This is a genomic window from Streptomyces sp. NPDC048600 (genome assembly GCF_055587025.1).
Genome location: NZ_JBVJGZ010000025.1, coordinates 49,456 through 61,813, shown reverse-complemented (window position 1 = coordinate 61,813; position 12,358 = coordinate 49,456). Strand labels below are relative to the sequence as shown.

The 12,358-nt window shown below is 74.0% G+C and carries 10 protein-coding genes; 9 read left to right on the top strand and 1 reads right to left on the bottom strand.

Annotation, left to right across the window (positions count from 1 at the left end; translation table 11 throughout):
• Positions 1-119: 119 nt before the first annotated feature.
• Positions 120-1,157: an Rv2578c family radical SAM protein gene (locus ACZ6SQ_RS28780; RefSeq protein ID WP_469567086.1), complete on the bottom strand. Its 1,038-nt coding sequence runs from the start codon at positions 1,155-1,157 to the stop codon at positions 120-122.
• A 202-nt stretch (positions 1,158-1,359) separates the two neighbouring features.
• Here ACZ6SQ_RS28780 and ACZ6SQ_RS28775 point away from each other — a divergent pair, with 202 nt between their 5' ends.
• The 9 genes from ACZ6SQ_RS28775 to ACZ6SQ_RS28735 all read left to right on the top strand — a co-directional run bounded on the left by ACZ6SQ_RS28775 (position 1,360) and on the right by ACZ6SQ_RS28735 (position 12,288).
• Entirely contained in the window at positions 1,360-1,806 is a 447-nt protein-coding gene (locus tag ACZ6SQ_RS28775; RefSeq protein WP_469567084.1) for an SRPBCC family protein, read from the top strand.
• Positions 1,807-2,061: 255 nt separating this feature from the next.
• Positions 2,062-4,548 carry an ATP-binding SpoIIE family protein phosphatase gene (locus tag ACZ6SQ_RS28770; protein WP_469567083.1) on the top strand — a complete coding sequence of 829 codons (2,487 nt, stop codon included), beginning with the start codon at positions 2,062-2,064 and terminating at the stop codon, positions 4,546-4,548.
• Positions 4,549-4,760: 212 nt separating this feature from the next.
• Positions 4,761-5,483, top strand: a complete 723-nt coding sequence (locus ACZ6SQ_RS28765; protein ID WP_469567081.1) for a class I SAM-dependent methyltransferase — start codon at positions 4,761-4,763, stop codon at positions 5,481-5,483.
• Positions 5,484-5,604: 121 nt separating this feature from the next.
• Complete coding sequence (locus ACZ6SQ_RS28760) at positions 5,605-6,438, top strand: M55 family metallopeptidase (RefSeq protein WP_469567079.1); 834 nt, start codon at positions 5,605-5,607, stop codon at positions 6,436-6,438.
• Positions 6,431-7,735: a M20/M25/M40 family metallo-hydrolase gene (locus ACZ6SQ_RS28755; protein WP_469567076.1), complete on the top strand. Its 1,305-nt coding sequence runs from the start codon at positions 6,431-6,433 to the stop codon at positions 7,733-7,735. The genes ACZ6SQ_RS28760 and ACZ6SQ_RS28755 overlap by 8 nt, the downstream gene beginning before the upstream one ends.
• A gap of 16 nt (positions 7,736-7,751) precedes the next feature.
• Complete coding sequence (locus ACZ6SQ_RS28750) at positions 7,752-9,704, top strand: prolyl oligopeptidase family serine peptidase (protein ID WP_469567074.1); 1,953 nt, start codon at positions 7,752-7,754, stop codon at positions 9,702-9,704.
• Entirely contained in the window at positions 9,701-10,627 is a 927-nt protein-coding gene (locus ACZ6SQ_RS28745; protein WP_469567072.1) for a S66 peptidase family protein, read from the top strand. Before ACZ6SQ_RS28750 ends, ACZ6SQ_RS28745 begins: the two co-directional genes overlap by 4 nt.
• Before the next feature lie 505 nt (positions 10,628-11,132).
• Positions 11,133-11,684, top strand: a complete 552-nt coding sequence (locus ACZ6SQ_RS28740) for a GNAT family N-acetyltransferase (protein ID WP_469567071.1) — start codon at positions 11,133-11,135, stop codon at positions 11,682-11,684.
• Between the two features lie 52 nt (positions 11,685-11,736).
• Positions 11,737-12,288, top strand: coding sequence for a phage holin family protein (locus ACZ6SQ_RS28735; protein ID WP_469567069.1), 552 nt, complete (start codon positions 11,737-11,739; stop codon positions 12,286-12,288).
• Positions 12,289-12,358 lie beyond the last annotated feature (70 nt).

The following is a 12,358-nucleotide window of genomic DNA, read 5'->3' as shown; positions in this document are numbered from 1 at the left end:
ACGGTCCTCGCGGCATCGTCCCGGAATCCCTGCCCGGAAGAACGTGTTATCGCCGTACTTGACCCGATTGGGTCGTCAGGTGCGCTCGGTTGCCTCTCACATCAGCGTGAGGTCGCCTCTCACATCAGCGTGAGCTGGGTCGGCTCCGGCCGCGGCTCGGGGGCGGGCTCCGGCTCGGGGACGCGGCGGGGCATGCCGGGGCGCGCGGGTCCGATGCCGTACTCCTGGGCCAGTTCGTGCACCTGGCCGGTGATGCGGCGCTGGTACCACTTGGGCGCGTAGGCGCCCTCGGCGTACAGGCGCTCGTAGCGGCGCACCAGATGGGGGTGGTGCTGCCCGAGCCAGCTCATGAACCACTCGCGGGCGCCGGGGCGCAGATGCAGCACCAGCGGGGTGACCGAGGTGGCGCCGGAGGCGGCGATCGCCCGCACGGTGGCGCGCAGTTGGGCCGGATCGTCGCCGAGGAACGGGATCACCGGGGCCATCAGCACCCCGCAGCCGATGCCGTGCCCGGTGAGGGTGCGCACCACCTCGAGCCGGCGTTCGGGTGCGGGGGTGCCCGGTTCGACCGTGCGCCACAGCTCGTGGTCGGTGAAGCCGACCGAGACCGAGATGCCGACGTCGGTGACCTCGGCCGCCTGTTTCAGCAGGTCGAGGTCGCGCAGGATCAGCGTGCCCTTGGTCAGCACGGAGAAGGGGTTCGCGTGGTCGCGCAGGGCGGCGATGATCCCCGGCATCAGCCGGTAGCGGCCCTCCGCGCGCTGGTAGCAGTCGACGTTGGTGCCCATCGCCACGTGCTCGCCCTGCCAGCGCCGGGAGCCGAGCTGGCGGCGCAGCAGCTCGGGCGCGTTCACCTTCACCACGATCTGGGTGTCGAAGCCGATGCCGGTGTCGAGGTCGAGATAGCTGTGCGTCTTCCTGGCGAAGCAGTAGACGCAGGCGTGCGAGCAGCCCCGGTACGGATTCACCGTCCACTCGAAGGGCATGCGGGAGGCGCCCGGGACCCGGTTGAGGATCGACCGGGCCCGGATCTCGTGGAAGGTGATCCCGCGGAACTCGGGCGTGTCGAAGGTCCGGCTGACCACCGCGTCGGCACCGAAGAGGCCGGTGCCGGCCCGGCTGTGCTCGGCGGACTCGGTGAGGTTCTCCCAGCGCATGAGGCCTCCTCTGTAGCGCTGACCCTGCACTGACCCCAAGAATAGAACACATGTTCCCATGATCGTGCGACCTCGATTTGGGCGGCCGGGCGACAGGGTGGTTGGCTGGGCCTGCCTTCCGGACCGGGCCCGCGACGGCGGCGTGATCCGGAAGAACGGCCCAGGGGCCGCAACCCCGAGCAATCAGGTCATGGAGGCAGCAATGGCGCAGGTCGAGGCCACTACGGAGCGGGTCGTCACGGCGGACCCGGAGAAGGTGTTCGACACCATCGCCGACTACAGCGGCAGCCGCGCGAAGCTCCTGCCCGCGCACTTCAGCGAGTACGAGGTGCGCGAGGGCGGCGACGGCGAGGGCACCCTCGTCCACTGGAAGCTCCAGGCCACCAGCAAGCGGGTGCGCGACTGCCTGCTCGAGGTCACCGAGCCCACCGACGGCGAGCTGGTCGAGAAGGACCGCAACTCCTCCATGGTCACCGTCTGGCGCGTCACCCCGGCCGGCGAGGGCAGGTCCCGCGTCGTCGTCACCACCACCTGGAACGGCGCGGGCGGCATCGGCGGCTTCTTCGAGAAGACCTTCGCCCCCAAGGGCCTCGGCCGGATCTACGACGAGGTCCTCGCCAACCTCGCCACCGAGGTCGAGAGCGCGTAGTGCCGGGCGGGCGGCGTCCGGTGGGGGTTGTGCCGGGCGTCGCGACGGCCCGGCCTTCGCCCGCCGGGGAACCGGAAGCCTGAGCCGAAGCCTTCCTCCAACGGCCCCGCGGGGCGGGCGGATCGGGGTGCCGTGTGACCTGTGAGGCACGCGGTGCCGCGAATTCGCGGATTGCCGCACATCCCGTGCTGCCGGAGCCGTACGGTGGTCCCGGGGACAGATCTTGTGGAGGCGCGCGGAGAGAGGGCTTGGGCCATGGACCGTGGCACCGACCGGGCAGCATCTCCCAGCCGGCCGGCTGGGTCCGGCGGGCGGGCCGGGCGTGTCCCGCTGGCCGTGGTCGTCGTCGACCGCGAGGGCCTGGTCTCGCACTGGAGCAGCGGCGCCCGGCGCCTGTTCGGCGTCCCCAAGGAGGACGCGATCGGGCGGCCCGCCACCGATCTGCTGCCTGTCTCCGGCGCCCTGCCCGAGGAGCGCGAGCCCGGCCTCTACGGCGCCCACAGCACCTACGACGGCCTCGGCCCCGACCTGGAGTCCTCGCTCGGCGGCGGACTCTCCTACCCCGCCGCCGGACGCGCCCGGCTGGACATGCCGGACGGCGACCGGGCCGACGTGCTGTGGTGGGCCTACCCCCTGGTGGGACCCGGCCCCGAACGGCTGCTGGTGCTCGCGGCGGACGCCGCCGGGCCGCACCGCGACGGCGAGCACGAGGACGAGCTCGGCGGCGGGCACGAGGACGAGCCGGGCGTCGAGCGGATCGCCCCCGCCTTCGCCCTGCACACCGACTTCCCCGGCGCCGAGGACCTCGCCCGCCGGCTGCCCGAGATCCTGCCCAGCATGAGCGTCGGGGAGAGCGCCCGCATCGTCGCGCAGGTCCTCGAACTGGGCTACCCCGTGATGGAGTTCAGCCAGAACGACCGGGTGCCCGTCACCCCCGACTGGGGCGTGCCCCGGCGCGCCGAGCGCAAGGCCCGCCGCGAACGCCTGGCCCACGCCGTCGCCGCGGGCGAGCCGCCGCCCGGCGGCCCGGCCGAGGACGACGACGCCGAGGACCTCGAGTACACCGCCGTGCGCGAGCGCCTGGAGTTCCTCAACGAGGTCAGCGGACGCATCGGCACCTCCCTGGACCTCTCCCGCACCATCGTCGAGGTCAGCCGCGCGGTCGTGCCCCGCTTCACCGACGTCGCCGGCACCTATCTGCGCGAACAGGTCGTCGCGGGCGAGGGCTTCCCCGACGGCGTCCCCGACACCACCACCCTGTGGCACCGGGTCGCCGTGGAGCACACCGACGAACCCGGCCGCTGGGACGACGTGGTGCCGGTCGGCGAGGCCATGCCGTTCCCCGCGCACACCCCGTTCTTCCAGTGCATGACCAGCGGTGAACCCGTCCTCGTCCCGCGGATCAGCGAGCAGATGGGCCACGCCATCGCCTCGCAGTTCGAGAAGCGCGACATCCGGCCCCTGATCACCGGCCGGTCCATGCTGGTCGTCCCGCTCAAGGCACGCAACGTCGTGCTCGGCTTCATGATCCTGCTGCGCCACCCCGAGCGCGTCGAGTTCAACGACATGGACCGGGTGACCGGCGCCGAACTCGCCGCCCGCGCCGGGCTGGTGCTCGACAACGCGCGCATGTACACCTACCAGGAGTCGGTCGCCGAGACCCTCCAGGACAGCATGCTCCCGCACATCCCGGCGCGCCGGGCGGGCTGCGACATCGCCACCCGCTATCTGCCCGGCACCCTCCTCGGCCGGGTCGGCGGCGACTGGTTCGACTCCGTGAAACTGCCCGGCGCGCGCACCGCCTTCGTGGTCGGCGACGTCATGGGCCACGGACTGAACTCGGCCGCGATGATGGGCCAGTTGAGGACCGCCGTACAGACCATGGCCGCCCTCGACCTGCCGCCCGCCCAGCTGCTGCGCAACCTCGACGACCTCGCCCAGCGCCTCGGCGACACCTATCTGGCGACCTGTCTCTACGCCGTCTACGACCCGATCGAGAGCGAACTGCACCTCGCCAACGCCGGGCACATCCCGCCGGTGATCGTCCGCGCCGAGGACGGCCGCAGCGAACTGCTCGACCTGCCGACCGGCGCCCCGATCGGGGTGGGCGGAGTGCCCTTCGAGTCCGTACGCGTACGGGTGGAGCCCGGGGACCGGCTGGTGATGTGCACCGACGGCCTGGTGGAGATGCGCGGCGAGGACATCGGGGTGGGCCTGGCGACGCTGTGCGAGTCCGCCGCGCATCCGGCCGCGTCCATGGACGAGGCCTGCGACACCATCATCCGCGCCCTCAACACCCGCGGCGGCCGCAAGGACGACGTGGCCCTGCTGATGGCCCGGCTGAACGGCATCGAGCCCGACGACGTCGCCGAGTGGCGCCTCCCGCTCGACCCCCGCCAGGTGTCCCGCGCCCGGGCGGTGGTACGCGAGCAGCTGCACGACTGGGGGCTCGGCAAGCTGGCCGACACCGCCGAGCTGCTGGTCGGCGAGCTGGCCACCAACGCGCTGCGGCACTCGGTCCGCCGGCCGGTCGAACTGCGGCTGGTGCGCGGCGACACCCTGCTGTGCGAGGTGGACGACGACGAGCACGAACTGCCCACGCTGCTGAGCGCCGGACCCGGCGACGAGACGGGGCGCGGACTGCGGGTGGTCTCCACACTGGCCCGGGAGTGGGGCACCAGCCGTACCGGCACGGGCAAGACCGTGTGGTTCGAACTCACCCTGCCCCGGCGCCGGGGCTGACAGGGACCCACCCGGCCTGTCCGCCCGCCGGACGGGCCGACGGGGACCCACTCAGCCTGTTCGGCAGGCCGGCAGCGGCCCTGCTCAGGGCGTACGGGTCTCGAACGAGGCGTGAAGGAACGTCTCGCGTGCTTGTCGCGGCCGCCCGGGGGCGATAGACCGTACTGGCCCGTCAGTACGGCGGATCGACAGTGCACCCTGGGGAGTTGGGCATGAGCGTGACGAGTCGGTACCGGGACGCCTGGGAGGGTTTCTGGCGGGAGGCCTCCGACGAACCGGGGTCCGTGCTGTGGGACGCCGAACCGTCGCTGACCTCCGCGCTGCACGTCGCCCTGTTCGAGCCGCTGCTCGCCGACCCCGGCCTGCCGATGATCGACCTCGGCTGCGGCAACGGCACCCAGACCCGCTTCCTGGCCGCCCGCTTCCCGCGGGTGCTCGGAGCCGACCTGTCCGCCGCCGCCGTGGAGCACGCCCGCCGCGCCGACCCGGCCGGGCAGGCGAGATACCGGGAGCTGGACGCCACCGACAAGGCGGCGGCCGAGGCCCTGCACGCCGAACTGGGCGACGCCAACGTCTATATGCGCGGCGTCCTGCACCAGAGCGATCCGGACGACCGCCAGCCGCTGATCGACGCGCTCGCCGCGCTGGTCGGCAGCCGGGGCCGTGCCTTCCTGGTCGACCCCTCCGAGGCTGCCGGGGCCGCCCTGCGCGGGCTGGCGCAGAGCCCGGACGGCCCGCCCGCCAAACTCGCCCCGATCTTCCGCCACGGCATCGCCCCCGGCGAGGTCGCCGACACCGCGGTCCCCGCTTTCCTGGCCGCCGCCGGGCTCACCGTCCTCGCGAGCGGGGACCTGCCCCTGGCCACCACCGAGCACGCGGCCGACGGCTCCCTGATCGAGCTGCCCTCGAAGTGGCTGGTGGCCGCCGGAGCCTGAGCGCCGCCGTCCGGCGTGTGTGCGGGCGCCGCTCGGGCGGCACCCGCACCCGTCACCGACCGACGGGTCGGTCAGGGAGCGTCCTGGCCCGTTCTGGCTTCTGCGCGTAACGTGACGCACCATGAAGATCCTGATCAGCGCCGACATGGAGGGCGCGACCGGCGTGACGTGGCCCGCCGACGTGCTCCCCGGAACACCGCAGTGGGAGCGGTGCCGGTCGATGTTCACCTCGGACGTCAACGCCGCGGTGCTCGGCTTCCTCGACGGCGGCGCCGACGAGGTCCTCGTCAACGAGGCGCACTGGAGCATGCGCAATCTGCTGCTGGAGCGGCTGGACGACCGGGCCCAGATGCTGACCGGCCGGCACAAGGCGCTGTCCATGGTCGAGGGCGTGCAGCACGGGGACGTCGACGGCATCGCCTTCATCGGCTACCACGCGGGCGCCGGCATGGAGGGCGTCCTCGCGCACACCTACCTCGCCAACCAGCTCACCGGCGTCTGGCTGAACGGCGTACGCGCCAGCGAGGGCCTGCTGAACGCGCATGTCGTCGCGGAGTACGGCGTCCCGGTCGTCCTGGTCACCGGCGACGACCTGGCCTGTGAGGACGCGCTCGGCTACGCGCCCGAGGCGCTGAAGGTCGCCGTGAAGGACCATGTCTCCCGCTACGCGGCGGTCTGCCGCACCCCCGCCCGGACCGCCGCCGACATCCGCGCGGCGGCCAAGGAGGCGGCCGCGCTGGCCGTGCGGCACGAGCCGGTGTCCGCCGGGCCGCACACCATCGCCCTGGAGTTCGACGCCGAGCACCTGGCGATGGCCGCGACCGTCGTGCCCGGCGTGGCCCGGACCGGGGAGCGCAAGGTCGCCTACACCAGCGACACCATGTTCGACGGGATCCGCACCTTCAAGGCGGTCACCACCATCGTCTCGGCCGCAGTGGAGGAGCAGTATGGCTGACGAGCAGGCACTGGACGAGGTCGTCAGGTTCACCTCCGACCTCATCCGCATCGACACCACCAACCGGGGCGGCGGCGACTGCCAGGAGCGGCCCGCCGCCGAGTACGCGGCCGCGGCCCTCGCAGAGGCGGGCCTGGAGCCCGTCATGCTGGAGCGCGCCAAGGGCCGCACCAATGTCGTGGCCCGGCTCGAGGGCACCGACCCGTCGGCGGACGCGCTGCTGGTCCACGGCCATCTGGACGTGGTGCCCGCCGAGGCGGCCGACTGGAGCGTGCACCCGTTCTCCGGAGAGGTCCGCGACGGCGTCGTCTGGGGCCGGGGCGCGGTCGACATGAAGAACATGGACGCGATGATCCTCGCCGTCGTGCGGTCCTGGGCCCGCACGGGAGCGCGCCCACGGCGCGACCTGGTCATCGCCTTCACCGCCGACGAGGAGGCCAGCGCCGAGGACGGCTCGGGCTTCCTCGCCGACCGGCACCCGGAACTGTTCGAGGGCTGCACCGAGGGCGTCAGCGAGTCCGGCGCCTTCACCTTCCACGACGGCACCGGGCGGGAGATCTACCCGATCGCGGCCGGTGAGCGCGGCACGGGCTGGATGAAGCTCACCGCGCGCGGCCGCGCCGGCCACGGCTCCAAGGTCAACCGGGAGAACGCGGTGACCCGGCTCGCCGCGGCCGTCGCCCGGATCGGCGCCCACGAGTGGCCGCTCAGGCTCACCCCGACCGTACGGGCCGCCCTCACCGAACTCGCCGCGCTCTACGGCGTCGAGCCCGACCTCGACGACGTGGACGCGCTGCTCGCCAAGCTGGGCCCGGCGGCCAAGCTGGTCGAGGCGACCGTGCGCAACAGCACCAACCCGACCATGCTGGACGCGGGTTACAAGGTCAACGTCATCCCGGGCGAGGCGGTCGCCCATGTCGACGGCCGGTTCCTGCCCGGCGCCGAGGACGAGTTCCGCGCCACCATGGACGAGCTGACCGGGCCCGACGTGGACTGGGAGTTCTTCCACCGCGAGGTGGCCCTCCAGGCACCCGTCGACTCGCCGACCTACGCCCGGATGCGGGCCGCCGTCGAGGAGTTCGCGCCCGGCGGCCATGTGGTGCCGTACTGCATGTCGGGCGGCACCGACGCCAAGCAGTTCTCGCGCCTCGGCATCACCGGCTACGGCTTCGCGCCGCTGAAGCTGCCGGAGGGACTGGACTACCAGGCGCTGTTCCACGGCGTCGACGAGCGGGTCCCGGTCGAGGCGCTGCACTTCGGCGTCCGCGTCCTGGACCGCTTCCTGCGGACGGCCTGAGCGAGTGGGGGACGACGTGCAGACACTGGCCTACGGTTCCTGGCCCTCGCCCATCGACGCGGCCCTCGCGGCCGCCCACGACGGACATCCCGAGTACCTGGGCTTCGTCGGCGAGGAGGCCTGGTGGACCGAACCCCGCCCCACCGAGGGCGGCCGCCGCACCCTGGTCCGGCGGCACACCGACGGCCGCGAGGAAGCGGTGCTGCCGGCCCCGTGGAACGTGCGCACCCGGGTCATCGAGTACGGCGGACAGCCCTGGGCCGGGACCGCCCTGGACGGCCGCCCGCTGGTGGTCTTCGTCCACTTCGACGACCAGCGCCTGTACCGCTGGGAGCCAGGCGGCGAGCCGGTCCCGCTCACCCCGGTCGGCACGGCCGGCGGCGGACTGCGCTGGGCCGACCCGGTGCTGCTGCCGGAGCGCGGCGAAGTCTGGTGCGTGCTCGAGGAGTTCACCGGCGAGGGACCGAGCGACGTGCGCCGGGTCCCGGCCGCCGTACCGCTGGACGGGTCCGCCGCCGGGGACCGGACCGCCGTACGCGAACTCACCGCCGAACGGCACCGGTTCGTCACCGGACCCAAGCTGTCGCCCGACGGGCGGCGGGCCTGCTGGATCGGCTGGGACCATCCCCGTATGCCGTGGGACGGCACCGACCTGCTGCTCGCCGACGTCCGGCCCGACGGCACCTTCGGCACGCCCCGGACCGTCGCGGGCGAGCCCGAGGAGTCCGTCTGCCAGGCCGACTTCGCCGCCGACGGCTCCCTGCTGTGGGCGAGCGACCGCACCGGCTGGTGGAACCTCTACCGCGACGGGGAGCCGCTGTGCCGCCGCGAGGAGGAGTTCGGCGGGCCGCTGTGGAAGATCGGACACCGCTGGTTCGCCCCGCTGCCCGGCGGACTGATCGCCGTCGTCCACGGGCGCGGCGCCACCGCGCTCGGCATCCTCGACCCGGAGACCGGCGAGGTCGTCGACGCGGCCGGACCGTGGACCGAGTTCGCGCCCACGCTCGCCGTGACCGGGCAGCGGATCGCCGCCGTCGGCGCCAGCCCGCGCACCGCGTACGAGGTCGTCGAACTGGACACCGGCACCGGGCACGCGCGGGTGATCGGCGCCGCGCACGACGACGCCGTCGACCCCGTCCACTACCCCGAGCCGCAGATCCGCACCTTCACCGGACCCGACGGCCGCGACATCCACGCGCATGTGTACCCGCCGCACAACCCGGGGTGCGCCGCGCCCGACGCCGAGCGGCCGCCGTACGTCGTGTGGGCGCACGGCGGGCCGACCGGGCGCTCCCCGCTCGTCCTCGACCTGGAGATCGCCTACTTCACCTCACGCGGCATCGGTGTCGCCGAGGTCAACTACGGCGGCTCGGCCGGGTACGGGCGCGAGTACCGCAACCGGCTGCGCGAGCAGTGGGGCGTGGTCGACGTGGAGGACTGCGCGGCCGTCGCGCTCGCCCTCGCCGACGAGGGCACCGCCGACCGGGCCCGGCTCGCCGTCCGCGGCGGCAGCGCGGGCGGCTGGACCACGGCCGCCTCCCTCGCCACGACCGACGTCTACGCCTGCGGCACCGTCATCTACCCGGTGCTGGACCTGGCCGGCTGGGCGACCGGGGAGACCCACGACTTCGAGTCGCGCTACCTGGACACCCTGGTCGGGCCCTACGACGAGGTGCCCGCCCGGTACGCGGAGCGCTCGCCCGTCGAGCACGCAGACCGGATCACCGCGCCCTTCCTGCTGCTCCAGGGCCTGGACGACGTGATCTGCCCGCCCGCGCAGAGCGAGCGGCTGCTCGCCCGGATGGCGGGCCGCGACGTGCCGCACGCCTACATCGCCTTCGAGGGCGAGGGGCACGGCTTCCGGCGCGCCGACACCATGGTCCGCGCGCTGGAGGCCGAACTCTCCCTGTACGCCCAGGTGTTCGGACTGAACCCGCCCGGAGTCCCGAGACTGGAGCTCGACGAGTGAACGAACTGCGGCGCCCGCGGCGTCTCGCACCCGGTGCCCGTGTGGCCGTGGTCGCGCCCAGCGGACCCGTGCCCGAGGAACGGCTCCAGGCCGGTCTCGACGTGCTGCGCGGCTGGGACCTCGACCCGGTCGTGGCGCCCCATGTCCTCGACCGGCACCCCGAGTTCGACTATCTGGCCGGTACCGACGCCGACCGTGCCGCCGACCTCCAGGCCGCCTGGTGCGACCCGTCGGTCGACGCCGTGCTGTGCGCCCGCGGCGGCTACGGCGTGCAGCGCATGGTCGACCTTCTCGACTGGGAGGCCATGCGGGCGGCCGGGCCGAAGGTGCTCGTCGGCTTCAGCGACGTCACCGCGCTGCACGAGGCGTTCGCCGTGCGGCTCGGTCTGGTCACGCTGCACGGGCCGATGGCCGCGGGCGTCGACTTCCTGAAGAACGGCCGCGCCCAGGAGCATCTGCGGGCCACGCTGTTCGCGCCCGAGACCGTCACGGTCGTCACCGCCGAGGGCGGCCGGGCCATGGTGCCGGGCCGGGCCCGCGGGGTGCTGCTCGGCGGCTGCCTGTCCCTCCTCGCCGCCGAGGCGGGCACGCCGTACGCGCGGCGGTCCGCGGCCGGGGGGCTGCTGTGCCTCGAGGACGTGGGGGAGGAGACGTACCGCCTCGACCGCTACCTCACCCAACTGCTGCGCACGGGCTGGCTGGACGGGGTGCGGGGGGTGCTGCTCGGGTCCTGGGAGAACTGCGACGCCTACGACACGGTGCGGCCGATGCTCGTGGACCGGCTCGGGGGGCTCGGTGTGCCGGTCGTCGAGGAGTTCGGCTTCGGTCACTGCGCGGGGGCGGTGACGGTCCCCTTCGGTGTGGCGGCCGACCTCGACGCGGACGCCGGCGCGCTGACGCTGACCGCCCCGGCCCTGACCTGAGCCCCGGCCGCGGGCCCGTGGGGGCTTGTCGCGCAGTTCCCCGCGCCCCCAAGCAGGGCGTTCGACCAGCCCCGCCGGCCCGCGGCCAGGTACCCGAGCGGCTCGATCGCGGGTGCGGTGGGTTGTGGCTGGTCGCGCAGTTCCCCGCGCCCCCAAGCAGGGCGTTCCCCGCACCCCCGGGATGGGCGGCGCAGTCCGCCGAGGGGCGCGGGGAACTGCGCGCTCAGCCCCCACCGGCCCGCAGGCAACTGCAATACCGGCCCCAACCTGCCCGCAGGTATCACCCCGCACCCCCGGAATAGGCGGCGAAGCCCGCCGAGGGGCGCGGGGAACTGCGCGAGCGGCCCCCACCGGGTCGCAGGCGACTGACCGGGCTCCGGGATGGGCGGCGTAGTCCGCCGAGGGGCGCGGGGAACTGCGCGAGCGGCCACGACGTGACCGCAGGTGACTCACTGTGCTCCGAGGACGGGGCGTCGGGGGCGGGGGGCGGTAATAGGGTGGGGCGATGCCGCACACCGCTTCGCGCTTCCTCGCCGAGGGCCCACGCGTGGGCATACGCCCCATCACCCACGCCGACGCCGCCGAGTTCACGGCCCGCGCCCTGGAGAGCAAGGACCTCCACCACCCCTGGCTCTTCCCGCCGGACAACGCGCGAGCGTACGGCTCCTACGCGGGGCGGCTGATCGAGGACCCGACCAAGGCCGGCTTCCTGGTGTGCGCGCAGGCGGACGGCGCCATCGCCGGGTTCATCAACATCAACAACATCGTCCACGGCGCCTTCCAGTGCGGAGCCCTCGGCTACGGCGCCTTCGCGCACGCCGCCGGCCGCGGCCTGATGCGCGAGGGCCTCGGCCTCGTGATCGACCACGCCTTCGGACCGATGCGGCTGCACCGCCTCGAGATCAACGTCCAGCCCGGCAACGCCGCGTCCGTCGCGCTCGCCCGCTCCTGCGGCTTCCGCCTCGAAGGCTTCTCACCGGCCATGCTGTTCATCGACGGTGCCTGGCGGGACCACGAACGCTGGGCGCTCACCGCCGAGATGCGCTCCGCCTGCTGACCTCCGGCTTCACGCCCAGTTACGGCGGCCGGACGGCGGGTACTCGGCCGCCATGGACCGACTGGATCATCTGGAGCATCTGGACAAGGCACTGGTCGACGAGCTCGCTCAGGTGACGCGGGAGACCGTGCGCGACGAGCTGCGCCGCCAGACGCGCGGGCAGCGCCGCCGGGCCATGCTATACGCCGCGTCCGGGGCCGTCGCCCTCTACGCGGGCGCGGCGCTGGCGCTGACGCTGGGCCTGGCCCTGGCCGCCGGTCTGCCCGACTGGGCCGCCGCGCTGATCACCGCCGTGATCCTGGGCGTGGCCGCCTATCTGCTGCGCGGCGCGGCCCGGCCGGCCCCGCGGCGGACGGCCGAGGACGCGGCCCGCGGGGAGCAGGCGCACGGCGGCGGCGCACCCCTCGGGCCGCCCGGCGGGTTCGCCGGCCCGACCGGCTACCCGCCGGTCCCGCCGGTCCCGCCGGGCGGCGCGGGCGCGGCCACCGGAGCCCCCGGCGCCGGCACTCCCGCGTCCGGCACGCCCGGCACGCCCGGCACGCCCGACGTGCCCGCACCGCGCCCCGACGACATCGACCCCGAATCTCCGCACCACCGGGCCTGAGGCCCGACGGAGGCGGACACGCCGCGTCCCCCGCCCCGGGGCCGCGGCCAGGGCCGGGCCCGAGAACTCT